Annotated in this window: 40 protein-coding genes and 1 pseudogene; 37 read left to right on the forward strand and 4 right to left on the reverse strand. The window is 32.2% G+C overall.

Annotation, left to right across the window (positions count from 1 at the left end):
- Positions 1-32 precede the first annotated feature (32 nt).
- Positions 33-752 (forward strand): single-stranded DNA-binding protein, encoded by a 720-nt coding sequence (locus CLMAG_RS02790; RefSeq protein ID WP_066617634.1) that lies wholly within the window; start codon positions 33-35, stop codon positions 750-752.
- Between the two features lie 80 nt (positions 753-832).
- Here CLMAG_RS02790 and dapD read toward each other — a convergent pair whose 3' ends face one another.
- Positions 833-1,543 carry a 2,3,4,5-tetrahydropyridine-2,6-dicarboxylate N-acetyltransferase gene (dapD, locus tag CLMAG_RS02795; protein ID WP_066617638.1) on the reverse strand — a complete coding sequence of 237 codons (711 nt, stop codon included), beginning with the start codon at positions 1,541-1,543 and terminating at the stop codon, positions 833-835.
- Between the two features lie 149 nt (positions 1,544-1,692).
- On the opposite strand from dapD, the gene CLMAG_RS02800 reads away from it, so the two are divergent.
- Positions 1,693-2,676 (forward strand): sulfide/dihydroorotate dehydrogenase-like FAD/NAD-binding protein, encoded by a 984-nt coding sequence (locus CLMAG_RS02800; protein WP_066617641.1) that lies wholly within the window; start codon positions 1,693-1,695, stop codon positions 2,674-2,676.
- Positions 2,677-2,736: 60 nt separating this feature from the next.
- A pseudogene (locus tag CLMAG_RS30515) lies at positions 2,737-3,525 on the forward strand (FAD-dependent oxidoreductase); the annotation flags it as partial.
- On the opposite strand, the gene CLMAG_RS02805 reads toward CLMAG_RS30515, so the two are convergent.
- Both CLMAG_RS02805 and CLMAG_RS02810 read right to left on the reverse strand, forming a co-directional pair.
- Entirely contained in the window at positions 3,475-5,220 is a 1,746-nt protein-coding gene (locus CLMAG_RS02805) for a recombinase family protein (RefSeq protein ID WP_066617643.1), read from the reverse strand. The pseudogene CLMAG_RS30515 and the gene CLMAG_RS02805 sit on opposite strands and share 51 nt — an antisense overlap.
- A gap of 4 nt (positions 5,221-5,224) precedes the next feature.
- Positions 5,225-5,599, reverse strand: coding sequence for a helix-turn-helix domain-containing protein (locus CLMAG_RS02810; protein WP_066617645.1), 375 nt, complete (start codon positions 5,597-5,599; stop codon positions 5,225-5,227).
- Between the two features lie 266 nt (positions 5,600-5,865).
- On the opposite strand from CLMAG_RS02810, the gene CLMAG_RS02815 reads away from it, so the two are divergent.
- The 3 genes from CLMAG_RS02815 to CLMAG_RS32190 all read left to right on the forward strand — a co-directional run bounded on the left by CLMAG_RS02815 (position 5,866) and on the right by CLMAG_RS32190 (position 6,683).
- A complete protein-coding gene (locus CLMAG_RS02815; protein ID WP_066617647.1) occupies positions 5,866-6,057 on the forward strand; it encodes a helix-turn-helix domain-containing protein in 192 nt (63 codons plus the stop codon).
- A gap of 127 nt (positions 6,058-6,184) precedes the next feature.
- Positions 6,185-6,340, forward strand: coding sequence for a hypothetical protein (locus CLMAG_RS32880; RefSeq protein ID WP_169809782.1), 156 nt, complete (start codon positions 6,185-6,187; stop codon positions 6,338-6,340).
- Between the two features lie 178 nt (positions 6,341-6,518).
- A complete protein-coding gene (locus CLMAG_RS32190; RefSeq protein WP_161486913.1) occupies positions 6,519-6,683 on the forward strand; it encodes a DUF6906 family protein in 165 nt (54 codons plus the stop codon).
- 131 nt (positions 6,684-6,814) lie between these two features.
- Here the strand turns inward: CLMAG_RS32190 and CLMAG_RS02820 are convergent, their stop codons facing one another.
- Complete coding sequence (locus tag CLMAG_RS02820; RefSeq protein WP_066616512.1) at positions 6,815-8,089, reverse strand: IS110 family RNA-guided transposase; 1,275 nt, start codon at positions 8,087-8,089, stop codon at positions 6,815-6,817.
- 450 nt (positions 8,090-8,539) lie between these two features.
- Here CLMAG_RS02820 and CLMAG_RS02825 point away from each other — a divergent pair, with 450 nt between their 5' ends.
- The 31 genes from CLMAG_RS02825 to CLMAG_RS02955 all read left to right on the forward strand — a co-directional run bounded on the left by CLMAG_RS02825 (position 8,540) and on the right by CLMAG_RS02955 (position 25,888).
- Positions 8,540-8,725, forward strand: coding sequence for a hypothetical protein (locus CLMAG_RS02825; RefSeq protein ID WP_066617650.1), 186 nt, complete (start codon positions 8,540-8,542; stop codon positions 8,723-8,725).
- Positions 8,726-8,738: 13 nt separating this feature from the next.
- Positions 8,739-9,269, forward strand: a complete 531-nt coding sequence (locus CLMAG_RS02830) for a hypothetical protein (protein ID WP_066617653.1) — start codon at positions 8,739-8,741, stop codon at positions 9,267-9,269.
- Positions 9,270-9,309: 40 nt separating this feature from the next.
- The gene (locus CLMAG_RS02835; protein WP_242872912.1) at positions 9,310-9,567 is read left to right on the forward strand and encodes a hypothetical protein; all 258 of its coding nucleotides are present in this window, start codon (positions 9,310-9,312) and stop codon (positions 9,565-9,567) included.
- 398 nt (positions 9,568-9,965) lie between these two features.
- A complete protein-coding gene (locus tag CLMAG_RS02840) occupies positions 9,966-10,781 on the forward strand; it encodes a hypothetical protein (RefSeq protein WP_066617657.1) in 816 nt (271 codons plus the stop codon).
- A gap of 71 nt (positions 10,782-10,852) precedes the next feature.
- The gene (locus tag CLMAG_RS32195) at positions 10,853-11,020 is read left to right on the forward strand and encodes a hypothetical protein (RefSeq protein WP_161486914.1); all 168 of its coding nucleotides are present in this window, start codon (positions 10,853-10,855) and stop codon (positions 11,018-11,020) included.
- Positions 11,021-11,511: 491 nt separating this feature from the next.
- A complete protein-coding gene (locus tag CLMAG_RS02850; RefSeq protein WP_066617661.1) occupies positions 11,512-11,802 on the forward strand; it encodes a hypothetical protein in 291 nt (96 codons plus the stop codon).
- 47 nt (positions 11,803-11,849) lie between these two features.
- The gene (locus CLMAG_RS32200; protein WP_161486915.1) at positions 11,850-11,999 is read left to right on the forward strand and encodes a hypothetical protein; all 150 of its coding nucleotides are present in this window, start codon (positions 11,850-11,852) and stop codon (positions 11,997-11,999) included.
- 21 nt (positions 12,000-12,020) lie between these two features.
- Positions 12,021-12,248, forward strand: a complete 228-nt coding sequence (locus tag CLMAG_RS02855) for a hypothetical protein (RefSeq protein ID WP_066617664.1) — start codon at positions 12,021-12,023, stop codon at positions 12,246-12,248.
- Between the two features lie 19 nt (positions 12,249-12,267).
- Positions 12,268-12,522: a DUF3850 domain-containing protein gene (locus CLMAG_RS02860; RefSeq protein ID WP_066617666.1), complete on the forward strand. Its 255-nt coding sequence runs from the start codon at positions 12,268-12,270 to the stop codon at positions 12,520-12,522.
- Between the two features lie 31 nt (positions 12,523-12,553).
- Positions 12,554-12,739, forward strand: a complete 186-nt coding sequence (locus tag CLMAG_RS02865; protein WP_066617668.1) for a hypothetical protein — start codon at positions 12,554-12,556, stop codon at positions 12,737-12,739.
- A 20-nt stretch (positions 12,740-12,759) separates the two neighbouring features.
- Positions 12,760-12,933 carry a hypothetical protein gene (locus CLMAG_RS32885; RefSeq protein ID WP_169809783.1) on the forward strand — a complete coding sequence of 58 codons (174 nt, stop codon included), beginning with the start codon at positions 12,760-12,762 and terminating at the stop codon, positions 12,931-12,933.
- Positions 12,934-12,971: 38 nt separating this feature from the next.
- Positions 12,972-14,411, forward strand: a complete 1,440-nt coding sequence (locus tag CLMAG_RS02870) for a DNA cytosine methyltransferase (protein ID WP_066617670.1) — start codon at positions 12,972-12,974, stop codon at positions 14,409-14,411.
- Positions 14,412-14,546: 135 nt separating this feature from the next.
- On the forward strand, positions 14,547-14,807 hold the full coding sequence (locus tag CLMAG_RS02875) for a hypothetical protein (protein ID WP_066617672.1): 261 nt from the start codon (positions 14,547-14,549) through the stop codon (positions 14,805-14,807).
- Between the two features lie 63 nt (positions 14,808-14,870).
- Positions 14,871-15,098 (forward strand): hypothetical protein, encoded by a 228-nt coding sequence (locus tag CLMAG_RS02880; protein ID WP_066617674.1) that lies wholly within the window; start codon positions 14,871-14,873, stop codon positions 15,096-15,098.
- Positions 15,099-15,188: 90 nt separating this feature from the next.
- Positions 15,189-15,332: a hypothetical protein gene (locus tag CLMAG_RS32205; RefSeq protein ID WP_161486916.1), complete on the forward strand. Its 144-nt coding sequence runs from the start codon at positions 15,189-15,191 to the stop codon at positions 15,330-15,332.
- Positions 15,333-15,422: 90 nt separating this feature from the next.
- Complete coding sequence (locus CLMAG_RS32890; RefSeq protein WP_169809784.1) at positions 15,423-15,575, forward strand: hypothetical protein; 153 nt, start codon at positions 15,423-15,425, stop codon at positions 15,573-15,575.
- Between the two features lie 57 nt (positions 15,576-15,632).
- Complete coding sequence (locus CLMAG_RS02885; RefSeq protein WP_066617676.1) at positions 15,633-16,145, forward strand: helix-turn-helix domain-containing protein; 513 nt, start codon at positions 15,633-15,635, stop codon at positions 16,143-16,145.
- A 159-nt stretch (positions 16,146-16,304) separates the two neighbouring features.
- A complete protein-coding gene (locus tag CLMAG_RS02890; protein WP_066617680.1) occupies positions 16,305-16,490 on the forward strand; it encodes a hypothetical protein in 186 nt (61 codons plus the stop codon).
- A gap of 2 nt (positions 16,491-16,492) precedes the next feature.
- Positions 16,493-16,879 carry an HNH endonuclease gene (locus tag CLMAG_RS02895; RefSeq protein ID WP_066617683.1) on the forward strand — a complete coding sequence of 129 codons (387 nt, stop codon included), beginning with the start codon at positions 16,493-16,495 and terminating at the stop codon, positions 16,877-16,879.
- Positions 16,880-17,015: 136 nt separating this feature from the next.
- Positions 17,016-17,303 (forward strand): hypothetical protein, encoded by a 288-nt coding sequence (locus CLMAG_RS02900; RefSeq protein WP_066617685.1) that lies wholly within the window; start codon positions 17,016-17,018, stop codon positions 17,301-17,303.
- Between the two features lie 18 nt (positions 17,304-17,321).
- Entirely contained in the window at positions 17,322-17,888 is a 567-nt protein-coding gene (locus CLMAG_RS02905) for a hypothetical protein (RefSeq protein WP_066617688.1), read from the forward strand.
- Entirely contained in the window at positions 17,878-19,596 is a 1,719-nt protein-coding gene (locus tag CLMAG_RS02910; RefSeq protein WP_066617691.1) for a terminase TerL endonuclease subunit, read from the forward strand. Before CLMAG_RS02905 ends, CLMAG_RS02910 begins: the two co-directional genes overlap by 11 nt.
- Before the next feature lie 14 nt (positions 19,597-19,610).
- Entirely contained in the window at positions 19,611-20,849 is a 1,239-nt protein-coding gene (locus tag CLMAG_RS02915; protein WP_066617700.1) for a phage portal protein, read from the forward strand.
- Positions 20,824-21,420 carry an HK97 family phage prohead protease gene (locus CLMAG_RS02920; RefSeq protein WP_242872913.1) on the forward strand — a complete coding sequence of 199 codons (597 nt, stop codon included), beginning with the start codon at positions 20,824-20,826 and terminating at the stop codon, positions 21,418-21,420. The genes CLMAG_RS02915 and CLMAG_RS02920 overlap by 26 nt, the downstream gene beginning before the upstream one ends.
- 3 nt (positions 21,421-21,423) lie before the next feature.
- Positions 21,424-22,602: a phage major capsid protein gene (locus tag CLMAG_RS02925; RefSeq protein WP_066617705.1), complete on the forward strand. Its 1,179-nt coding sequence runs from the start codon at positions 21,424-21,426 to the stop codon at positions 22,600-22,602.
- 38 nt (positions 22,603-22,640) lie between these two features.
- A complete protein-coding gene (locus tag CLMAG_RS02930) occupies positions 22,641-22,934 on the forward strand; it encodes a head-tail connector protein (RefSeq protein WP_242872914.1) in 294 nt (97 codons plus the stop codon).
- A 14-nt stretch (positions 22,935-22,948) separates the two neighbouring features.
- Entirely contained in the window at positions 22,949-23,278 is a 330-nt protein-coding gene (locus tag CLMAG_RS02935; RefSeq protein WP_066617709.1) for a head-tail adaptor protein, read from the forward strand.
- Between the two features lie 8 nt (positions 23,279-23,286).
- Positions 23,287-23,709 carry a hypothetical protein gene (locus CLMAG_RS02940; protein WP_066617712.1) on the forward strand — a complete coding sequence of 141 codons (423 nt, stop codon included), beginning with the start codon at positions 23,287-23,289 and terminating at the stop codon, positions 23,707-23,709.
- Positions 23,710-23,787: 78 nt separating this feature from the next.
- Positions 23,788-24,255 carry a phage tail terminator family protein gene (locus CLMAG_RS02945; protein WP_066617721.1) on the forward strand — a complete coding sequence of 156 codons (468 nt, stop codon included), beginning with the start codon at positions 23,788-23,790 and terminating at the stop codon, positions 24,253-24,255.
- Positions 24,256-24,313: 58 nt separating this feature from the next.
- Positions 24,314-25,396, forward strand: a complete 1,083-nt coding sequence (locus tag CLMAG_RS02950; protein ID WP_066617723.1) for a phage tail sheath C-terminal domain-containing protein — start codon at positions 24,314-24,316, stop codon at positions 25,394-25,396.
- 57 nt (positions 25,397-25,453) lie between these two features.
- Positions 25,454-25,888, forward strand: coding sequence for a phage tail tube protein (locus CLMAG_RS02955; protein WP_066617726.1), 435 nt, complete (start codon positions 25,454-25,456; stop codon positions 25,886-25,888).
- Positions 25,889-25,891: the final 3 nt, after the last annotated feature.

Genomic DNA, 25,891 nt, shown 5'->3' on the forward strand with positions numbered 1-25,891 from the left:
ATAATATAAAACTAAGGGAAAGAGGGGTTATGATGGATAATTTAATGTTAAATAACAAGATTTACCTAGAAGGAGAAGTTGTTTCAGAGCTAGAGTTTAGCCATGAAATGTATGGGGAAGGATTTTATAATTTTTATATTGAGGTTCCAAGATTAAGTGATGCAAAGGATGATTTATTTGTCACTGTATCAGAAAGACTTATAGGAGGCATGGATATTAAAATTGGCTCTCCGCTTATAGTAGAGGGCCAATTGAGGTCTTATAATAAATTTGTGGATGGAGCCAATAGGTTAATATTAACGGTATTTGCCAGAAATATAACTGTTTGTGAGGAGAAAAGTAAAAACCCAAATCAGATATTCCTAGATGGATTTATATGTAAGGAACCGGTATATAGGACAACTCCCTTTGGAAGAGAAATTTCAGACATGCTTCTAGCAGTTAATAGGTCTTATAACAAATCAGACTACATACCAACGATTGCTTGGGGAAGGAATTCAAGATTCTGTAGAAGCTTGGTAGTTGGTGATAATATAAGGGTCTGGGGAAGGTTGCAAAGTAGGGAATACCAAAAGAAGATTTCTGAAACAGAAGTAATTAAAAAGATAGCATATGAAGTTTCTATATCAAAAATGGAAAAGGCAAGTAAAGATGAAGAGGGAAAAGCTGCAGATGAAGACTATATAAATAACAGTGAAAATTATATATCACAAAAAGAAGAAAACGATGGTAACCTATCAGAGGCTTTATAAGGTGTAAAGATATTTTAAGTAATTATAAAAGCAGTGAATAGTAAAAAATTACCTCACTGCTTTTAATTATAATATGTATTCTATTTTCTTAAATCGTCAAGTATTTGAGTTTTGTCCTTTGTTTTATCATCTACGTTTTTTATGATTTTAGCAGGTACACCAGCTACAACAACTCCTGCTGGTACATCTTCAGTAACTACAGAACCTGCTGCAACTACAGAACCTTTGCCTATTTTAACGCCTTCAAGGATAACAGCATTTGCTCCTATTAAAACGTCATCTTCTATTATACAAGGTGACTTACTAGGTGGTTCTAAAACTCCAGCAACAACGGCTCCAGCACCAAGATGAACTCTTTTACCAAGAGTACCTCTTGCCCCTACAACAGCATTCATGTCCACCATAGTGCCTTCTCCAATTTCAGCACCTATATTTACAACGGCACCCATCATTATAACAGCATTTTTCTCTATTTTAACTTTATCTCTTATAATTGCACCTGGTTCGATTCTTGCCTGAATGTTTCTTAAATCAACAAGAGGAATTGCCGAATTTCTTCTATCGTATTCAACTCTAAATTGATCAATTTTATCTTTATTAGATTCTAGAAAACTTGATACTTCGTCAGACTCACCAAAAAGTACATAGAAGTTAGATCCATTATAACTTTCAATATTTCCTAATTCACAGTTTGAGATGTCACCCTTAAGGTACACCTTAACAGGAGTTGATTTCTTAGCTTCTTTTATGTATCTTGCAATTTCATACGGATCAGTTAAATTATAGTTCATATATTGAACCTCCTAAGTTAAGTATTTAAATCAATAATAACATTATAATAAATATGTTTCATGAATTAAAGGGGTAAAGTGAATTTTTTAGTAACAAAATGATGAATAGAGAAATATTCTAATAGTAGAGTGCTTTAGGAGGTAGTTAAATGGACTATGAAATAAAGGATTGTATTGATGCTGGTAGTGCTTACTGTCCTTGTCATTTAGCAGAGACTGGAGATTGTATAGTATGTTCTCAACTATCAGGGAAAACTTTTTGCGATTGTGTAAATTGGAAAGGTGTTTGCATGTACCAAGAATATATATTGAACAACAAAAAAGCCAAAGAAGGAAGAGATAGTTGCTTATGCACTATAATTAAAAAAGAAGTATGCGAAGATAAACTATGTATTTTCACAATAAGTGCTTCTCGAAGCTTGGTACATGAACTTATATATCCAGGCAGTTTTATATTTGTAAGAAACCCTGAAACTTCAATTTATTATGATACACCAATTTCTATCATGGAAGCAGATACAAAAGATAACACTTTAAAGATAGCAATAGAGATAAGAGGAACAAAGACAAAATCTATATGTAAGCTAAAAGAGTATGAAAAGTTACTTATAAGAGGTCCGTTTTGGAATGGAGTTCTGGGTTTGAAAAATATTTACAAAGCAAAGGAAGGAGTTTCTATTGTTATAGCAAGAGGGATAGGAACTGCACCTGGAGCACCAGTACTAAAAAAACTATATGCTAATGGAAATAGAATTATTTCTATAGTGGATAAAACTCCTTTTACAAATATTTTTGGAAAAGAACATTATGAAATGTGTAACTCTGAAATTCTACAATGTAAGATGCTGCAAAATGGAGAACTTAGCAGTGAGTTTAAAACAATATTACAACAAATCTTGAAAGTAGAAAATGTTAACCTAATTCATTGTGATGGTCCTGACATACTAATTTATAAGCTATTAGATCTTATAGGAGATTCAATAAACTTCTCATGTTGCAACAATTCCAAGATGTGTTGTGGGGAAGGAGTATGCGGCACTTGCAGCACTAGATATAAGAATCGTGTAGTTAAAAGGCTGTGTAAAGTTCAAATTGATCCTAAGCATGTATTTAAGGAAAGAAGGCTTATATAGTTAAAAGTTATGTAGATGGGAGCTTTCAAAATCAATAGCTAAATTTAAGGAGGATATTTGATGAAGGTAATAGTAATTGGTGGTGGATGGGCCGGATGTGCTGCGGCAATAGCTGCTAAAAAGGCTGGAGCTCAAGTAGTACTTTATGAAAAAACTGATATGCTTTTAGGTCTCGGAAATGTTGGAGGAATAATGAGGAATAATGGGAGATATACTGCAGCAGAAGAACTTATTGCACTTGGAGCAGGAGATTTAATAAATATTACAGACAGCAATACTAGGCACAAGAATATAGACTTTCCAGGACATAAACATGCTTGGCTTTATGATGTAAACAAGATTGAACCTGCAGTTAGAAGATATTTAAAAAACATGGGAATTGAATTAAATATGATTTCAAGAGTAGTGGATATACAAAAAGAAGGGGATAAAATAAAAGGTTTATATCTAGCTGATGGAAGTTATGAAGAGGGAGATGTATTTATCGAGGCTACAGGATCTACAGGCCCTATGGGAAACTGTTTAAGATATGGTAATGGCTGTTCTATGTGCGTATTAAGATGTCCAGCCTTTGGACCTAGAGTTAGTATAAGTATGAGGGCAGGTGTTGACGACCTTCAAGGCGAAAGAGAAGACGACATATTTGGGGCATTTAGCGGCTCATGCAAACTCTGCAAGGAAAGTTTAGATGAAGATATAGTGAAAGAGCTAAATGAGAAGGGCAGTGCTGTTATAAAAGTTCCTGAAGAAGATGTAAATATGGATAAATTAAAAGCAAAAGTATGTCAGCAGTATGCTTTAAAAGAATTTGCTGAAAATATAGTTTTGCTTGATACCGGACATGCTAGAAGAACTAAACTGCAACATTTGTTGTTGCAGTTCATCATCTGGCAACTCAACTTCCTCAGAGTCTTCATCATCAGTTCCTATAAATTTAATTTTAATCTTTCCTTTACCATTGCCTGAACCATACCAATAAATACAGTCTATTAAAACATCAATTATTTCTTTTTGCTCATCTTGTGTAAGAGTATCAATTATCTCACACTTATTAATAATTGATTCGATCAATTTCAGATTTATATTTTTAACCTTTTCATGCTTTGCTAAATCTTGAAAATTTTCAATTTTAATTTCTATATCAGCACATTCCTTTTTCAAAGTTTTTATTTTGTCTAGAATTATATCCTCTATACCTTCGCTTTTAGATAACGTTGTAACCAAAGTGTCAATTTGTTTTCTTTTTTCATTTAAAGATTTCTCTAAAGAAACTTTTTCAATAGAAGTCTTATTTGTTTTTAAGGTAGATGTGTATGCGTCTTTTAGTTTGTCGATAAAATCTCGTTTTGATGTAGCCAATAGCTTTAGACTCTGGATAACTAGATCTTCTACATATTTAGCCTTTGCGTTGCCATTGCTGCATAATTTTTTATGAGATTTTCTTTTTAATGAACATGAATAATAAAATATTTTTTCACCAGTATTTTTAGAAATTCTACCATGTTGAACAAGCATATGTTCTTTGCAGTTGCCACATTTTAATTTACCCACCAATAAGGCGTTATGTGTCTTTCCAAGGCGCGGAAATGTATCTCTATTCTTATCGAATTGTCTTTGTACCTGTAACCACAAATCGGCATCCAAGGCCCCTTTTATATTACTTACAGCTGCAAACCTTTCAGTTTTAGGTTTTAAGGATTTGGTGTATTTACCATTCTTAATATTTTGCTCCGTCTTATTATAGGTTAAAAGAGAATGTAAGTTATCAGGCTTGCCATAAATATTCCAATTATTTTCTTGTAAATAATCAGTTACCTCTAGGGTGGCTTTTACATAAACAGGATTTTGAAGTATTAATTTTAAACTGGATTTCTCAAACATTATGCCATTTCTGGACTTTAATTGGTTTTTTGTTATATATATTTCTAACTTGTGTAAACTACCTAATTCTAAATATTTTTTATATAAAAATTCTACAAAGTCCATTTCTGTCTTATTAATTTCTAATATTGGATACTCCCTTTGTAAACCATCAGGATCATTATATTTTACCCTTTTTGAGATAAAGCCTAAAGGTATTTTACCACCAGTCCATTTGCCGTTTTTCGCAAGTTCAAGCATATTATCTTTAACACGCTCTGCTATTGTTTCTCTTTCTAATTGAGCAAAAACGCTTGCTATATAAATCATTGCGCGTCCCATTGGTGAGGTAGTGTCAAATTCTTCTTTTATGCTTATAAAATCACAATCATTCTCTTGTAGTATAGCCAGTGTAGAGGAAAAATCAGCAACAGTCCTTGAAATTCTATCAAGTCTATAACATACTAAAGCACTTATTTTTTTAGATTTTATATCTCTAATTAATTTTTTAAATTGAGGTCGCTCTATTGTGGCACCACCAAAACCCTCATCTTCATATATTAAAAATTCAACATTACCTATTTTTTTTAGTATATATTCTTTACACATCTCAATTTGATTTTCGATAGAATCACCCTTACCAGTGAATTTAGATTTTCTACTATATATTGCTATAGTTTTCATTTAACTATTTATTCCTCCTTCTTCTTCTTATGTTATTTATAGCCACTGCAAACAAATCTTTTAATTCTTCTTTTTCATCAGAATTTATTAAGACACCATCTAATTCTAATTCATCTGATTGAAAAACTGCATCTAATGTTTCTTCTAAATCAATAACGGTATATTCAACTACATCAATTCCTAGCAACTCATTTGTGGTTACATCTAGAGCTTTAGCTACTTTTTCAAGATTTGAAGAATTTAAATTTTGGCTTTTACCATTCTCTATATCATGAAGTGTTGCATAGCCAACTCCACTTTCTTGCTTCAATTTGTTTAATGTCCAGCCTTTTTGATCTCTAACTTTTTTTATATTTTGACCTAACTCTGATATGTTCATTTTTTCACCTCAATACAAATATTTAACTATTTATATTATATCGGTAAACTGATAATTAGTAAAGTGCAAAGATGCTCGGTTTACAGATAAATTATCGGCATATTTATCTATAAACCGATAAAAAACTAAGAATTATGTAGAAAATACAAGTATTTGGAATTTATTTTAAGCAAATAAGATAAAAAGGCGGGAAATTACAGTTTGAATTATCGGTAATGTGATATAAAATTAAAATATAATCGCTTAAGCGATAAGGGGGCGATAAGATGAATGTAGAAAAAATAAAGCAAAAGATGAAGATAAAAGGATTTTCTTTGTACAAGCTATCTTTGGAAAGTGAAATATCGTATTCAACGTTACACGACCTAATAATAACTAAGAAGGCGAAAAATCCTAGAATAGATACATTAGTTAAAATTGCTGAATCTCTAGAAGAAAAAGTTGAAAATTTAATTTAAATGAGGGGTGGAAGATCTGTGAAAAGGATAGTACTTAAAATCAAATATAAAAGTGGAGAAAAAGTGACAACAAAAAAACATGATCAGAATATTATAAAATGAGGAATTATTTCGAGGTAGGTGCTTTATGAGTATAGTAACATTAATTCTTCCTAAAGACAAAACTTCCTTAAGGAAAAAATATGCAGAAAAGTTAGCGGAAATAGTTAGTAGAAAACTAACAGCAGATGAACTTCAGTATTTAATTACAGAGCTTGAAAAGAAAGATGTAGATGATAAGTAATTACATTGTTTCTTATCAAAGAGTATTTGGATAAACATACATATGATGAATAGGCTGAAAAGCCTTTTTATAAAAACTATTTTTCATAAAAATAGAAACACCACACAATTTATTATATGTTCTAGATTTTAGAATAGAACAGTCAAGTAGTACAAGCTTACAAAAGGAGGTAGTAATTTTGAAACCAATAAGAGGGAAAAGATTAACGTTAGCGGAGAAAAAAATAATAAAGCAGCAGGGATATGATCCAGGGGATTTTTTAAGACGTAAGAAGACTTCAGAGTGTTATATATTTATTCACAGAATTACAGGTGTGGAATTGCTAATTAAGAAGATAGGTTAAATGAATACAAAAGCAATTTGGTAATATGTCAAGAACAAAATGAAAAGAAAATCAAATGATTTCTTTAAAAATGGGTAACCTTAATAAACATACAGTCCAATGAGAAAGTATGTTCGTATAATTTATATAGATTAATCTACTCTATTTGAAGAGTAGAGCTGATTTTTAGCCAGCAATCCAAAAATCATACGAATAAGTTTACGAGATGTTAGCGCGAGTGCTCGTTTGTGCTGATGTGTAGTTACTTCAGCAAATTTCTTCTGATAGAACTCTTGATATTCAGGAATATGGCAAACAACACTTCCTGCAGCTTCTATGAGATAATAGCGTAAATAACGGTTACCAGCTTTGTTCATAGGTGTATTTTCAGCTTTAAAACCTCCAGATTGATTTTCTTTCCACACGATGCCAGCGTATTTAGCAATAGCATCATTACTAGGAAATGCATGCACACTTCCTAATTCAGCAAGAATGCCACTGGAGTAAACAGGGCCAAAACCAGGAATAGACATTAATATTTTGTATTCCACAGGATTCATTCCCATAACAGCTTTTTCAATGGCTTTGTTAATACCTTTAAGTTCTTTATCAAAAGCCTGAATACAGTTGAAAGAACAAGCAATAGAGGTTGTTAATGGCTCATACAAACATTTATCAAGACGGTATGAATTACGTGCAGCTTGCTGCAAAATTTCAGCAGTCATCTGAGGATTAGAAATCCTTTTCCGACTTTTTCTATTGACGAAGTCAACAAGTTCTTCAATTGATGTATTTGCAATATCTTCGGAAGATAGAAATTCAGTAAGTATTGAAGATGCGGTAGCACCGTATTTATTAGAAAAAGGATGATCTTCTCCCTGTAATAATGCAAATTCGCTGAACTTAAGAAATACATTGGATAACATGTAAGTTTTTTCTCTAGTTAAGCATTCAACAATATGAAGTCTGTGCCTTGTAAGTCTTTGCAGAGCAAGATATTGAGAACCACGCCAAGGTTCAATATGAATTCTGCCAACTCTTGCAAAGTCAGCAATAACAAAAGAGTCAATGCCATCATTTTTATCAAGAGAATTAAAGGATTCTTTGTAGTTAGCAACTTCCTTAGGATTCAAGCAGTAAACATAAGGTTTGTAAGTCATAAGTTTTTCACTAGCAGATAAAAAATTGGCTATATGTACTCCATAAAAGGAAGTAGATTCTAAGCCGATTATAACAGCTTTAAAAGTATTGTTTTCTAAAACCTTAACAAGCATGGATTCAAGTTGCTCTGCACCAAATTGCGTATTAGGAACAGGTTTCATCTTAATCAAGAATTCCTGTTCAAAATTAATAGCAGAGACAACATTTTGTCTCGCACCAATATCGATACCAACAAATAGAGTTGATAAGTAATCTAATTTCTTCATGAAATCACCACCTTTCAAAAATAATGAGGAAATTAGAAAGGATTATCCTAATCCAAAGTACTAACTGCAACCTCGCGTAATTAGCATTCATCCAGACGCAAAACCTTGCTGGTGGCTGCGAAAGGAGATGCAACATTTGTGTAAGCAGAATATGATACTTTGGTCAGGCTGCAAGCTTTACAGGCAATAACACAATGTGTTTTGCAGGAGGAATACAGCAGTAACCTTCGCTAAAGTTCCGTTATGACTATTTTAGCATTAGAAAATCCTTTAATAAATAGTAGGTTAAAACAGTATAGATCGGAAAGTATAAGAATCAGCAATACTGAATTGGGAGAATCCCCACTAGAAAAATTGAGATGCTTTCTTAATCTATACAAAATATAAAAAATAAATAAGTTTATAGGCAGTAAATAACTGCTATAAACTTATTATACGAGGAGGAATAGCATGCTGAAAAAATTTTTAGAGAGCAAAATTGGACAACCTATTTCGGATGTGGAATTTAAAGAAATTAGGAAGATGACAGCTGATGATATAAAGTTTAATTTTAAGAGCTTTGGCAAAAAGCCTAGTCATAATGATGCAAAAATAATTGCTGAAAGATGTGCTATAGCTCTAAAAAGATGTTCGTAGATAGGAGCGTAAAATGGTAAATGTTTATGATTTTTATATAACTCCTGAAGAATATGAGATGGCTGAAGCTAATGGAATAAGTAAAGCTCTATTAGAAGTAAGAATCCGTAGATTAGCGTGGAATAAAGAAAAAGCAATTAGTATTTCGCCGAGTAGACATAAAAGATTAGGATCAGATTGGATAAAGTTAGCACAAGAAAATGGAATTTGCTACAGTACTTTTAAATACAGAGCAAATGAACTTGGATGGGATTTAGAGAGAGCTGCGACTCAGCCGTTACAAGATAGAAAAGCTCAGGCAAAGCAGGCATATGAAAAAAGTCGAAAATATCCAAAAGAGTTTAAGGAACTTGCTGAAAAAAATGGGATTAGTGAAAGAACGTTTCATAGAAGGTTAGAATCAGGATGGGATATTGAAACAGCTGCTACAAAACCAATAATGACACCTAGAGAAGTAGGGCTACTTACAAAAGAAAAACGTCAAAAGAGTTTAACTCGAATATTTTGTCATAAGAGAGGAGTGAATAAACTATGTTTGGTATAACTGCAAAGCATAAAGTTCTTAATGGTATGGAGGTTGGAAAGTGATTCCGATTGAGTATGACAAAATGGGAAGAATGAAGTATCATCCAGAGTTTCATAGTAAACATGGTCAACCTTGGAGCCAGGAAGATTTGCAATATTTAATTGATTGGTATTATATCATAGGCCCAGAAGAAATGAGCCTAGCCTTAGATAGAAGAGCAACAACAATATCTAGTAAAGCTACATATTTAACAAAAATAGGAGTTATGAAGAAGCCATCTACTAGGTACCATCATAAAAGAATGTGGAAAAGATGAATGTTGAACTAGGGAGATCATGGCAGAATAAGGAATCGTTAAAGGGAATAAAAATGGTTTTCATAAACAATAAAAATGGTAAAGAAAAACGCTTTGCATATATCCGGCCAGATAAATGTAAGGCGTTTTAATAAAAATTCATCGCTTTAATAAAAAATCTCTATTCCCATTATATCAAATTAAAGCGGTGAAGGTCAATAAAATACGGACTTTAATCAATCTTTTTACGGCTTGTATAGGGTATTAAGATTATAACGATACTATCTAATTATATATATTAAGAAATACTAATAACTAATTAATAAGAGATAGGGACTGAAAGTATATAAGAGAGAGGATAGATATTGTTTATAAGATACATACTCCTTAGTTGACAGAAAGGAGAAGAGAGAAAAGACATGAAGACTTTCACAAGAGAGAAGAAGATATATTGTGGAGAAAAGTATTTAGAAGTAGATATATATACTTACACAAAAAATCAGGAAGAGGTAAGTAGAAGAGGCAAGAGATCTAAGAGAAAAAAAGAGAGTGAACCAAAGCAGAAGAATCTGAATGATAAAAATGCAAGAAGATATTTAACACAGTTAGCAAATACAAATTTTGGAGAAGGTGATTTACACGTTGCTGTAACATATAAAGATAAGTTTTTACCAGAAACAATAGAAGCGGCTGAGAAGGAGATATCCAACTATTTACGCAGAATTAGTTATAGAAGAAAAAAAGATGGACTGGATTCCTTAAAGTATATACTTGTGACAGAATACAGCGTTGAAAAGGATGGAGAAAAACCTGTAAGAATACATCATCATATTTTTATGAATGGTGGTCTTAGCAGAGAGGTCATAGAAGACCTTTGGAGCAAAAGAAAACAAAAAGGACAAAAGAAGGGTGAAAGCATAGGCTATATAAATGCAGATAGATTGCAGCCAGATGAAAATGGAACTGCAGCTCTATGTAGATATCTTACAAAGTATAAGAATAGAAAAAAGCGGTGGAGTTCGTCACACAATTTGAAAAAGCCGTGGTCCCGAACTAATGACCATAAATACAGCAGAAGAGAAGTTGAAAAAATATGTAAGGAAATACCTAGCAGGTCATACTGGGAAAAGAAATACCCAGGATGGACCCTTACAAACAGTGATTATGGATTTAAAGCTGAATATAACGATATAACCGGATGGTCCGTATATTTAAAGATGAGACGACTAGAATGAGAAATACACACAAACTATTAACAGGTTATACACAGGTTATCAACAAAAAAAGAAAGGAGGGTAAGGGCAAAATGAAAAGTGTAATTATTGAAAATTTTCTCGATGAAAATTATGAGTGTGTTAGTAAACTTTATAAATTTAATAAACGTAATGTAGGATATATTAATTTTCCTATGTTTGCTGTATATGAAAATCCTATAGATTTTCCTAACAAAAAGGAAAGAGCTCGAAGCTATTGAAAGTAAAAATAAAGAGGAACTAACAAATAGAGAAGTAGAAATTGAGAATCTTAGAACTCATATTAAAAGTATAAATGAGCAGCTAGCCAAGGCTCAAGTATCTGGAAACAATGAGGATGTTGAAAAGCTTCAAGCATCTCTTCATGAAGCTGAGGATAAGCTATTAGATGCAAGTAAAAAGATAGAAGATTTAGAGAAGGCACTTAAGGAAAAACCTATAGAGGTTGTTGCTTCTCCAGAGGTTATTGAAAAGATTCCTGAAGAAGTTGAAAAAGAGCTCCAGGATCTTAGAGAAAAGGTAAAACAAAGTTCTAGTAATAATGAGCCGGTAGTTAAATTTTCAATATATTTTGAGGAATTAGTCAATACATTCAAAGCATTACTTGGTGCTTTATCAGATATAGAAGAGGATGAAGTTAAAGAAAAGTATAAAAAAGCGGTTATGGGTGTTATAGGCAAGATGTCTGAAAAGCTGTAAATGAGGTGATAACGTGGAAGACTATAAGCAGGATGCAGAAAACTATATTAATTTAGTTAATGAATTTAATACCTTACAAGATGTAGAGTACGCAAGGGCATATAAGATGCATAAAAGTGCCCTTGCCCAGTATGAAAGATGGAGCAACATACTAATTGAAGTCAGAGACCTTGAAAAGGTCACAAAAACTAAGCAAACAACTTTAAAAGGCAGAATAGAACACATTATGAGAGTATTAAATAATATTTACACAAGCTGCAGGATGATCTGGAATAAAGGTGAGCAAGAGGAAAGGATAAGGTAGTTTATAAGTAATCGAAATATCCCATTTGAAAATAAGGGGGAAAGAATATGCCAGGGCTGATGATAAAAGTTATATGTATTAGGTTTAGAAATTTTAAGGAGAAAATTAGACTAGTAAAAATGTATGAGCGTAAAAAATATAAGGTGGAAATAATAGATGATAAGTTCGTTTATGCAGAAAAAATAAGATATGAATGATTGGATAGAGGAGGATTAAAGATGTTATTAAACGTTATTTTAATACTAATTGCTTTAGAAGGTGCAGCTAATATAGGACTAACATATAAAAATTACAAAGAAGTGAAGGAACTTAAAGCTAAAATTAATGGATCCACTGAAATTGTACAAGAAGTAAAAATAACAGTAGATGGAGCTGGTAAAAGCATCTCTGAAGAGATAAGAAAGCAAATTTATAATTTATCATTTATGGGGATAAAGATGAAATAACTCAAAAGGAGTTGATATTTTGCCTAATGTACACTATTTAAAAACATGGACACCATTTTTTAATGATATTAAAAGCGGAATTAAGCAGTTTGAAGTACGGAAAAATGATCGAGATTATGAGGTTGGTGACACATTAATATTAGAGGAGTTTGAACCAAACAAAGAAAGGTATACAGGAGCATGGATACCCAAATTAGTAACTTATAAACTTGATGATATTCGCTTTGTAAAAGAAGGTTATGTAATTTTGGGAATGGTAGATATTAAATTTTGATGTTACGCAAAGTAAAGGATCTGTAAGAAAGATGGTGATAATCATAGTTATTAAAGAGTTAACGCCAATAGAACTACTAAAACTATCGCTTGAATACAGCATATCAAAGAAACATCAAAAATCACTGATTGAGAGAATAAATAAGCTGGAAAGAAAACCAGTTAAAGAAGATAAGCCTAGGAAAAAAGTACAAGCCACTCAGGAGAGTTTTTTATAAAAAAAAGAAGGGTGATATGATTGAAAATCATAATAATGAACTGTAGCAGGGAAGGGATTTGGTATAAAAATAAGATAGGAAAAACTTATACTGTTCAGAAAGAAAATACAAAAGACTATATAGTAACTACTAAAGATGCTGGAGGAAAACTTGGGCACGTGTTAAAGCAGGATGCTGAAGTTATAGAAAAGTAGATAAAGTGAAGAAAATACGACAGAAAGTTGGTGAGAAAATGAAACAGATTAGTATACTAGATGAAATAATAGTGGATAATTTTGCAGGCGGCGGGGGAGCATCCACTGGAATAGAGTTAGCCATAGGGCATAGCGTAGACATAGCTATCAATCATGATCCTGCGGCTATAGCAATGCACAAAGCTAATCATCCAACTACAGAGCATTATCAGGAATCAGTTTGGACTGTAGACCCAATTAAGGCTGTAAGAGGTCGTAAGGTAGGTTTAGCTTGGTTTAGTCCAGATTGCAAACACTTCTCAAAGGCAAAGGGTGGGAAACCTTGTGATAAGAAGATAAGGGGATTGGCATGGATTGTTCTAAAATGGGCAGCACTTGTTAGACCAAGAGTGATTATGTTAGAGAATGTAGAAGAATTTCAGACTTGGGGGCCTTTAAATAGGCGCAGACATCCTATAAAAAGTAAGAAGGGTCAAACATATTGGAAATGGAGAGGACAACTCGAAGCATTAGGATATCAAATTGAATCTAGGGAGCTTGTGGCAGCTGATTATGGAGCACCTACAAAAAGAAAAAGATTCTTTATGGTTGCGAGGTGTGATGGTAAACCTATAGTATGGCCTAAACCTACTCATGGAGATAGACATAGTGAGGAGGTTAAGGATGGATTATTAAAGGCATATGTACCAGCTGCTGAAATTATCGATTGGGATATCCCTTGTAAAAGTATATTTGGCAGAAAGAAGCCACTTGCGGAAAATACCATGAAACGTATAGCAAAAGGAATAAAAAAATTTGTAATTGAAAGTCCAGAACCTTTTATAATGCAGATTGGTCAAACTGGGTTTACAAAAGATAGGAATAAATCAATTCATGAACCATTAACAACAATAGTAAGCAAAGCTGAACATTGCCTGGTAACTCCGTATTTGATTCAATATCACTCTGAAACAACAAAGGATGGAGTGAGGGGACAATCTATTAAAGAACCAATTATGACATTAGATAGCTCACCTAGATACGGATTAGTAAGTGCTTTTATTATACAAATGAATAAAAACATGATAGGAACAGATATGAAAGAACCATTGAATACAATAGTTGCTGGACCTGGTCATATCGGTGAGGTAAGAGCATTTCTAATTAAGTATTATGGTCAAGGAGTAGGGCAGGATATCAAGGAGCCTTTAGATACTATAGTGAGCAAAGATAGATTTGGATTAGTTACGATTTATGGCCAAGATTACCAGATAGCTGATATAGGAATGAGGATGTTAGAACCTCATGAACTATTTGCAGCTCAGGGATTTCCAAGCAATTATGTTATAGATCGTGATTATGAAGGGAAAAAGTATCCCAAAACGGCACAGGTAGCACGTTGTGGTAATGCGGTACCTCCACCATTTGCTGAAGCACTAGTGAGAGCGAATTTACCAGAGTTGTGTGAAGGTAATGGAAAGTTTAGAGAAGCAATTTAAATATTATTTTATCTGTATATAAAGATAAAACGATAAACAGATAATTCAAAAATATACATCAATAAAAAAGATATTTTATCAAGACAAATTATGTAAATAATGCGTATTAACAAATAAGAAAGGAATGATTGGTTTATGGGAAAATGTAAGTATTGCGAACAGTATCCAAGAGAATTAGTAGATAAAAAAATAGAGGTGTTAAGTTCTGATTCAACATTGCATCTAGTGAGTTCAATATGTGGGGATAGGTTTAATGTTACTTTACTAATTGACAAATTTGGCAAGAGGTTTATAGGCTCTGGAGTTGAAGAAGCATGTGATGAACAAGGGAATTTAAATGTTGAAAGTTCAATACCTATTAAGTTTTGTCCTATGTGTGGCAGAGAATTGAAATAGTCGCATTACAAGATATAGCTGAAGATCTTGATTATATTAATTGATATCAAGGAGAGAAAAATTATGAATGAAGATCAGAATAACTTAGATGAATTTGAAAGAGTTGGGCTATATCTAACCGAAGCACAAAAAGACTACTATAGATATGTGGGGATAACACCTCAGATGATTATACAAGCTATGGTAGTTGATTTGGAACCTTTGAAGAGTTTAGGAATTTTTATAGAAAAACAAGAAGTTGCATTTAAAAACTTACATAGGAAAAAAACAAACAGAGTTGGAACAAAATAAGATTCTTTGATTAGGTTTCTAGAAAAGTCAAAATGCAAATACCAGGTGAAGATCTTGAATATTATGTGACTTATTTAAAGGAGTGATTTTATGGGGTGTAAATTTTGTTTTTTAGGGTGCGACATAATAAATTCCGACAAGTGTTGTTTTGAATGTGAAGAACAACAAAAATGTGATAAGGATTGCAAAGGTATGCCAAAAGAATATAAAGACTGTGAGTATTACAGGGATTAGTTCATAATCCAACTAAGTATTACCTGGCTATTGTAAATTTATGATAGATGGGTGATGTGAAAATTATAAATTCTTAAAGAGGTAAGTCTAATGACAAATAAAGAAAGGTTTATGGAATATGCCAAGAAAAGACTTAAAGAGAAAGAATATAAAAGAAGAAAGTTTTTAGTTGATTTAGCAGATACACAAAATAGCGGGATTGAAAAGTGCGCCAGAGGTAGGTGGAGACGTGGACAACCATAGATAAACTCTCTTAAAAAATAATCGTATAGAAGTGATTGACGTAGGAGGTAATACAGTATGGGAAAAAACAACATAAATGTGGACGAGTTAATAAGTAAGGCTACAAAGGAAGCTATAAAGGAATATGATAAGGAGAAAAGACAGGAGCAGAGGAAGAAGGTGTTTCACAATACAAGATTACTTTTAAGTCATTACAATGATTTAAAAAGCCATGTAAAAAATGCAATAAGTGATGCTACTAGGCTAGAAACAGATTTGATAGATATAGGAGAAATAGATCGTGATGAATTGTATATTCTATCTATAAAGAAAAGTAAGACTAAAACATTAATTATGATTGCTCATATAGATGTATCTATGGAAACTCTTGGAAATAAACAACGTAAACTATGTTCTCCAGAAAAATATGAAGCTTTAAAGATGTTCTTTATAGACGAAATGACATATGAAAAAGTTGCGGAACAGTTAAGCTGCAGTGTAATAACTGCTCGAAGGTGGATAAACGAAATGATTAATGAATTAAGTATAAATCTATTCGGTATAGATGGCATGAAATTAGATATGATATAAAAATGATAAAAAGATGGTATTTTAATGATAATATGGATATGCTAGAATGATAGTATGAAAATATTGGGGTGTGCCACAGCAGGGATTACAAACTGGTGGCACAGTAAAGAGCACTTGGTTAATTCTAGTGCTCTTTTTATTTAATGAGGTGGAATAACAATGAGCAAAAGAGATGAAAGCATAGTTAAAATGAGAGACTTGTTTAGAGAGACGGCAGATATTATAGATGAGATGTTAGAGTTAGAAACAAAAGAGGCAGCGGGTCAAGATGTAAGTAAAGAAGCGGAGAGTGTAGCAGGTAGGTTTATGTTTAAGATGATGGAAATAAGTAGCCTTGGTGATTAGTAATGCTAAAGAGTTGCAAGTATTGTGGTAAGATACATGATAGTAAGTATGATTGTGGTAAGAAACCACAGAGAAAAAAACAGAATAATCATAAAGATAAATTCAGATGGACTAAAGCTTGGCAAAAGAAAAGGGAAGAGATAAAGCAGAGGGACAATTTCTTATGTCAGGTGTGTATTAGAAAGCTGTATGATACATATAAACAATATGCATATGATAATCTTGAAGTTCATCATGCAATAGCACTTGAAGAAGACTTTGAAAAGAGGTTAGATAATGACAATCTTATTACAGTATGTGGACATCATCATGAGATGGCAGAGAGCGGAGAGATACCGTTAGATGTTATATTAAAGATTATTATTGAACAGGAGAATAAAAGTTTATGAAACTAGATTTTATTATTAAACAATGCCAAAAGCATCCCCCCTAGTGGCAAGGTCAAAAAATAGCAGGGGTCAGAACACCACATGCCCCCATCTGTAAATAAAATATTCCCACATCAACTTTTTAAAAGGAGAAAGTATGAAAATTATTATTCAGCAAATAAGGTTAGAAGAAATTTATTCTTCAATAAATGATATATATAGGACACATAGTCGGAAAATAAAGAAAGTAAATAGGACGAAACGTGAAATAGAATTTATGAACGGTGATAAGATAAAATTTACTACTACAGAATCTAAAAATGTAGATGGACTAAAATCAGATGTAGCTATAGGACCAGATGCAGAATGTATTACTCTTGCTTCAAAACATGAGAAACGAATCTGGGGTTTTTCTGATTTATATAATTATTTGAGAAATCTATAATTGAAAGGAGGCTTTATTATGCCTACACCACCCAAACCTTTTTCGGTTTTAAAAACTGAAAAGAAATCTCATAGAACTAAAAAAGAATTAGCGTTACGAGAAAAAGGAGAAGCTGCATTAGCTACTGGTGTAGCTATAAAAGAGCGTCCAGAAGTTAAGAATAATCCTGTAGCACATAAAGAGTTTTTAAGAATAAATAAGCTACTTAAAAATATAGAAAAGAATGATTCTATTTATGAGCCTGTTATAAATAGGTACTGTATAATTCAAGCCGAGTGTGCAGATTTTGAAAAGAAAAGGGAAGAACTATATAACCTTATTGAAACGTTAAAGGAAACTTTTTATTCGGTTATTGATGAATTGGAAGGAAAAGAAAAATCAAAGGAACTTAAGAGCTTCAGCAATAATATGGCTTGCCTAGCAGGAAGCATGATAGAACTTGATAAGCAAGTGCAATCTAAAAGAAGAATGCTTTTAGATATAGAAAAGGAAAATGTAATGACTATAGCTTCAGCACTTAGAAGCATACCTAAAAAAGAAGAAAAATCAACTAATAAATTGTTGGAAGCACTAAATGGAAGTTAAAGAAAGTAAGGCTTACAAATATGCTGAATGGTGTATTGTTGAGCCTAATAGAAAGGTTCCAAGGTATGTAAAAAAACAAGCTAAAGAGTGGCTAGATATTGCCGATGGGAAAAGTAATGAAGCTTATGTGGACGAAAAAGAACTTAATAAAATAAATAAACTTTTAAAGTTAATGGTGCATCCTGATCTAATGTGTCCAATGGATGAAGGATTAGAAGATTATGCCTGGTTGCTTATAGTAGCAACTCTATGTACTAAGTTAAAAAATGATGAAAACAAGGATATAAGGTACTACATTACAGCTGTATTAGAGATAAGTCGTAAAAATTTTAAGACTTTCAATAGTGCGGTTATTTTTATACTTTTATTACTTACGGATAAGCCCTTTTCACGTTTCTTTTCGGTTGCTCCAGATTTAAAGCTATCATCAGAACTTAAAATTGCTATAAGAAAAATAATAAAAGTTAGTCCTTTATTGGCAGAAGAAGATGTATTTAAAGTACTTAGAAGTGAAATAAGATGTTTATTAACAGATAGCGAATATGTACCTTTGGCATATAGTGAGGACAGAATGGATGGTAAACTTGCTAATGCTTTCCTTGCTGATGAAGCGGGTGCAATGGACAGTTACCCTATTGAGGCTATGAGATCCTCTCAGATAACTTTATTCAATAAGTTAGGAATTATAATAAGCACTCAGTATCCTAATGATAACAACGCCATGATAGATGAAATTGACATATCTAAAAAAACATTAGATGGCCTTATAGATAATAGACGAAGATTTGCATTACTATATGAGCCAGATGATGAATTTTTAGTTGAAGATAAATGGCAAACAGAAGATTTAGTAATATATCAAAGTAATCCTGTTGCTGTAGCACATGATTATATATTTCAGGCCATAAAAGATATGCGAATAATGGCTATTTTATATGAAAATAAAAGAGAAAATTACCTTTGTAAGCATAACAATATTAAATATAAAGGGCTTGGAGTAGAAGGATATATCGAAATCACTAAGGTTAGAGAGTGCAAAATCAAAGAAGATTTGTCCTTTTGGGAGGGCAAAAGAGTATATTTAGGATTGGATTTATCACAAACTGATGATAATACCTCAGTTGCAATGGTTACTGAACATGAAGGAAAGATTTATGTTAAAGTATGGGGGTTTATACCTAGTGATAAAAAGGATTATAAGAGTAAAAGAGAAAATGTTGACTATAATAAACTGATAAAACAAGGTGTTTGTTTTGAATGTGGAGATGAGGTAATAGACTATGGATTTGTTGAAACATTTATAACTGGAGATAACGAGCATGACTTAAAAGGACTTGAAGAAGAATATGGTGTAGAGATAACGCAAATAGGATATGACAGATACAATGCAATAAGTACAGTGCAAAAGCTTGAAGCAGCGGGATATGAATGTGTAGAAATAAAACAACATTCAAGTGTGTTGCATATGCCTACAAAGCTAATAAAGGAACATATACTTAGTAAAAATTTCTGTTATGATGAAAACCTTATGCTTGAGATAAATTTTCAAAATGCACGTTGCACAGAGGATACAAATCTAAATAAATACGTTAATAAAAAGAAATCTGCAGGGAAGGTTGATATGGTCGTATCAACTATAAATGCGGTTTATTTATTGCAGCAAGATATGCTATTTGGAGAAGATGATTTTGGAGCGCAAGTCATATAGAAGGAGGTGATAATATGGGGTGGTTTAATCGAAAAAAAGAGAGTAGAGCTGACGAAACAACAGTAACTCCTCCAGCGGATGATGTATTATTAAAGGCGTTACTAGGTTCAACTACTATTACTAAGGAGCAGGCACTGAATATTCCAGCTTTAAAAAGTTGCATAAACTTTGTAGCGGATGCAGTATCAATGTTACCTATTAAATTGTACAAGCAGGAAAATGGAAAGGCTATTGAGGTAAAAGATGATATAAGAACTAAGCTATTGAATGATGATACAGGTGATACATTAGATGCTGTGCAGTTTTGGAGAGCATTGTTATCTGATTATTTTCTTGGTAAAGGTGGATATGCCTATATAGGCAAAGAAAAAAATCAATACAGAGGGTTATATTATGTTGATGAAACTAACATATCTATTATAAAAAACGTAGATCCTATTTTTAAAGATTATGATATTTTAGTTAATGGTAAAACATACAAGCCTTATGACTTTATAAAACTACTAAGGAATACTAAAGATGGTGCTCAAGGGATAAGCATTATTGAAGAAAATAGCTTAATTCTTAGTGTAGCTTATAATTCGCTTGTATATGAAGAAAATCTAGTTAAAAAAGGTGGGAATAAGAAAGGATTCTTAAAATCACAAAGAAAACTGGGAGAAGTAGCTATAGAAGCATTGAAGACAGCATGGAGGAATCTATATAGTAATAATAGCGAAAACGTAGTTGTATTAAATGATGGATTGGAGTTTCAAGAAGCTTCTAATACTTCTGTTGAAATGCAGTTAAATGAAAATAAAGAAACTAACTCAGCAGAGATTTGCAAATTATTTAATATTCCAGTTAACATCATAAAAGGGACTGCATCATCTAAGGAATACACTAATGGTTTTAAAATGGGAGTTATGCCTGTATTAATAGTAATTCAATGTGCTTTAAATCGAGAACTACTTCTTGAAAAAGAGAAGAGTTCTTTTTATTTTGCTTTTGATACTAAAGAAATGCTAAAGGGAGACATTAAGGAACGATTTGAAGCTTACAAAACAGGCATTGAAGCTAATTTCCTTCAAATAGATGAAGTTAGATTCATGGAGGATCTTCCAGCATTAGGTCTAAAGTGGATTAAGCTAGGGCTGGATTCGGTTTTATATGATGTTGAAACTAAAACTATTTATACACCTAACACTAATCAAACTTCAAGTATTGATAATTTGAAAGGGGGTGAAAATGATGCGAATAGAAATAAGGAATGATAGTGTCCTTTTGGATGGGTATGTGAATGCTGTTGGAAGAGATTCAAAGCCTATTATAACTGCAAAAGGGAAAATGGTTGAGCAGATAGAACCAAGAGCTTTCGATAGAGCATTGGAAAGAGCAGATAATGTTGATTTGCTACTTAATCATGGTAAAGAATTAGGCTCATTTAAATATGGAAATTTGCAATTGTTTGAGGATAATATTGGACTTAGAGCAATATGCACTGTTACAGATTCAGAAGTTATGCAAAAAGCTAAAGATGGAAAGCTTAAAGGCTGGTCTTTTGGAATGTATGTTAATAAAGACCGGATTGAAGAAAGAGCCGGAGATATACCACGGAGAATTGTTTCGGATTTGGATTTATTTGAGGTATCTATAATAGACGATCGAATGTCTCCTTGTTATGTTGGTACTTCTATTGAGCAAAGGGCAGACCAGGAAGTAATATCAGAGCAAAGAGGTGATGAATTTAGAGCAGTTGTTGTTGATGAAACCACAAAGACACCAATCGATTATTCGGAATTTGAAAAAAGAATTCAAAAAGTGAAGGAAAGAAAGGAAGATTAATAAATGAAAAACGTAAAAAAAAGAATTGCAGAATACAGAGCTAATTTAAAAAGTCTAGTTGAGCAAAGAAATGATAAAGTAGTAGAAATGCAGGCGATTGTCGATAAGGCAAAAACTGAAACAAGAGCTATGAATGATGAAGAAATGACAAAATTTAATGTACTTGAGAAGGAAATAGCTAACATTGATGCAACAATTAAAGCAGAGGAAAGAGCAAGAGACTTAAATCTTAATGTTGTTGACCCTAAGAAAAAAGAAGAGCTTAGGGCAGAAGAAGCAGAGGAAAGAGCTTTTGCAAACTATATCAAAGGAGTAGTTGAGCAAAGAGCGGACATTAATTTAACCACTGGCGATAATGGAGCCATTATTCCTTCATCTATAGCAAATAAGATCATAAAGAAGGTATATGATATCTGCCCTATATACCAACTTTCAACTCGTTACAATGTTGGCGGCACTTTAAATATTCCTTACTATGATGAATCAACTCAGACAATAACAATGTCATATGCTACTGAATTTACAGAGTTAGAATCTACTTCTGGAAAACTTAAGAGCATTGAATTAAAGGGTTTCCTAGCTGGGGCGTTAAGCAAGGTTTCTAAGTCTCTTATAAATAATTCTCAATTTGATATTGTTAACTTTGTTATAGGGGCTATGGCAGATGCTATATCAAAATGGATAGAAAAAGAATTACTAAATGGTACTGTAGATAAGGTTGCAGGACTTAGCACTGTTACTCAAAAGGTGGATGCAGCAAGTTCCACTGATTTGACTGCAGATGAATTAATTGATGTTCAAGAAGAAGTTCCTGATGTATATCAAGGGAATGCTATCTGGATCATGAATAAAAAAACCAGAAAATCAATCAGAAAATTAAAAGACAATGATGGAAACTACCTATTGAATAAAGATGTATCTGCAAAATGGGGATATACTTTACTTGGTAAAGATGTTTATACATCTGATAATATGTCAGAAATGGCAGCTGGAAAAACTGCAATTTACTATGGAGACATGAGTGGCCTCGCTGTTAAGCTATCTGAGGATATATCTATTGAAGTGCTTAGAGAAAAATTTGCTACTCAGCACGCTATCGGTGTAGTTGGATGGATAGAAATAGATTCAAAAGTTGAAAATGCTCAAAAGATATCTAAGTTAGTAATGAAGGCAGCGGTTTAATTAGAGATGGGGGTAATCCACCTTCTCAGTTCTATGAGGTGATCAATTTGAAGGTTAGTGAAATAACAATAGAAAATTTAAAAGAATATATAAAAATTGATACTAATGAAGAGGATGTATTTTTACAAAGTATTTTATTAGGTTCAAAGGCTTATATAAAAGGCTATACAGGATTAGATGATGTTAAGGTTGATGAAAAAGAAGACTTGTCTTTAGTAGTTTATGTACTTTGTAGTGAATTGTATGATAATAGACAGTATACAGTAGATAAAGATAAAGTTAATCCGGTTATAAAATCTATACTAGATATGTACAGTATTAACTTGCTATAGTAGGAGGCATACATATGAATGCTGGTGATTTAAAACATAAAATTGATATATGGGGAAATGTAGAAGTTCAAAATAATGCTATGGAAGTTGATATATCTCCAAGAAAAATAAAAAATGTATGGGCATCTATAATCCCTTTAAGTGGAATAGTACAAACTAGTCAACCTAATATATTAGTTGCAAAAACAAGTCATAAATTTAGAATAAGATCTAATGCATTTCCACTTATAAAAAATGATAACTGGATAATTTATAAAGGAATAAAGTACGAAATTAAATATGTTCAACCAGATTTTAAAAGCAATCAATTTATAGAGATATTTACAGAAGTAATTACAGAATAGGTGATGTAATGGCAGATGGATTTGATTTATCTGAACTTATGGAATATGCAAAAACAATAGAAAACACTTCTAACAACATGAAACAAGGCACTTTTGCTAAAAAGTTTTTAAGAAAAGAAGGTAATGAACTTAATAAACTTAATAAAAGCACTTATAAATCAAAAGGAATTGGAGAAGTTACTGGGAATCTATTAAGAGGATTTAAAAGAGGAAAAATATATAAATATGACGGAGCATGGAGTGTAAGAGCTTTAAATTCATCCCATCATGCTCACCTACTTGATAGAGGATGGATTCATAAAGCTAGCAATGGAAATGAGAAATTTATTCCAGGATTTAATTTTATGGAAGAGGCAAGACAAGCTTTTGAAAGTGGATATTATAGTGATGTAGAAGAGTTTTTAGAAGAAATTATAGAAAAAGGATTGTAATGTAGCATAAAAATATAAAGTTTTATTAATTTTAAAAATAATTTTTCCAACAGAAAGAGGGTGGTTTAAATTATAACTTTGAAAGATATTAATAAAGCTGTGGTAATACAAGTAACACAAGGATTGATAAATACTACATTTAAAAATGTCAAATTTACATCTACAGATATAACAGAAAATTTAACAAGACCATCCTTTTTCATTGATTTTGAAAATAATAAAACAGGTTTAATGAATGCTTTTAACAAAGAAAGAAATGTAGAGTTAAAGCTTTTTTATTTTTCTAAAACTAGAAAAAATAATAAGCTAGAATTAATGGATATGCAAGAGCAATTAGAAAATATTTTTCTAAAATATATAAAAGTAAATGATGATTTTTACATTCCAATAAATAATATAGACTTTGATGTGGTTAAAGAGCAAGGGTACTTGCTAGCTACAATTGAATTATACACACTTGAGTTGTTACCAGAAGACAGTCAAAACGATTCTGGAAGTGGAGAAATGATCGAGGAACTAGATATAAAAATAAATACAAATATGTGAAAATAACTTCTTTTACTAGGGTTATTTTTTCATTTTAAAAATTTGAGGGGGTAGTGTTATGGCGATAAAACAGCCAGATATAGATATATCTTTCAAACAGAGGGCAAGTTCCTTCGTTGAAAGAAGTGCTAGAGGTAATGTTATCTTAATATTAAAAGATGATACAGATAAAACATTTAGTACAAAGGAATACAAATTAATTACAGATGTTGAAGCTGATAGCACTAAATATACATCTGATAACTTGCAGTATATAAAAGACTGCATGGAAGGCACTCCAAACAAAGTAATAGTTGTTAGAATAGATACAATAAAAACTATAACAGATGCTTTAAATATAGTAGCTACATTGAGCACCGGCTGGATTTCCACAGTGGGGGAAAAAGCTGATTATGATACAATCTCAACCTGGACTAAACAAATTAGAACACAGAAGAAAACTTTTAAGTCAACTGTTTGCGACACTACAACAGCACCAAATTGCGAAGGTGTAGTAGATTTATTTAAAACTAAAGTTACTTTTAAAGATAATAGAGGGGAGCAGGACTCACAGAAAATAATTCCAACTATACTTGGTTTATTAGCTGGTGCCAATGTAACTAAAGGTACTACATATTTAGAAGTTCCTAATTTAGCATCTGTTGTTGAACCTGCAGATGTGGATGCTGAAATTGCAAAAGGAAAAATGGTTCTTGTGAATGATGAAGGTACAGTTAAAATAGCACTGGGCATAAACTCTCTGACAACATTCACAACGGATAAAACAGAAGATCTTGCTTTCGTTGAAATTGTAGAGGCACAGGATTTAATGTTTGATGATATAAGAAAGACTTTCAAAAGTGATTTTATCAGCAAATATAAGAATAAATATGATAATCAAGTCATTTTTTTAAGTGCTGTTAATTCCTATTTAAAGGACTTAGCTAAGACAGATGTTTTAGATAGTGAATATGAAAATAAGTCTAGTATAAATGTTGAGTTACAAAGAGCAGCTTGGATTGCAGCAGGATACCCTGAAGCACAGAATTGGGATGAAACAAAAGTAAAAAATATGAGTTTTAAAAGACAAATGTTTTTATCTGGACAAGTTAAAATATTGTTTTCTGTTTGTGATCTAAAATTCGACATAAACATGATGTAAGAGTGTGTAAAACCACTCTTTTTATTTTAGAACAAATTAGTTTTAGGAGGTAATTATATGACAGCTGCAAATAAAGGCAACAAAGTACTAAGTGCGAATGAATGCAGTATTTGGGTAAATAACGAATTATGGAGTGATATAGCCAAGGCAACAGCTAAGGTTAAAGCTAACTTTGAAAAGGTAAATTTCGTAGGTGATCCGAAAACATATCAGCGTTATCAAGGTTATGAAGGGGAAGGGTCACTCACACTAAATAAAACTAATTCAAAAGCCTCAGAATTAGTTTTTGAAGGATTTAAAACTGGTAATTTTCCAGATATAAAAATAATAGCTAAACAAGGTCGTGTTGATGGAAAAGCTGAAAGATGGGAAGTTAGTGGAGTAATATTTAATGAACTTACGCTATTTGATATGGAAAGTAGTAAGTTGATACAACAAGAATTGCCATTTACATTCGTAGAAGCTGATTTAGGCGATAAAATAGATGATTAGGAG

Origin of the sequence: Clostridium magnum DSM 2767 (assembly GCF_001623875.1) — a bacterium.
Lineage (GTDB): Bacteria > Bacillota > Clostridia > Clostridiales > Clostridiaceae > Clostridium_AM > Clostridium_AM magnum.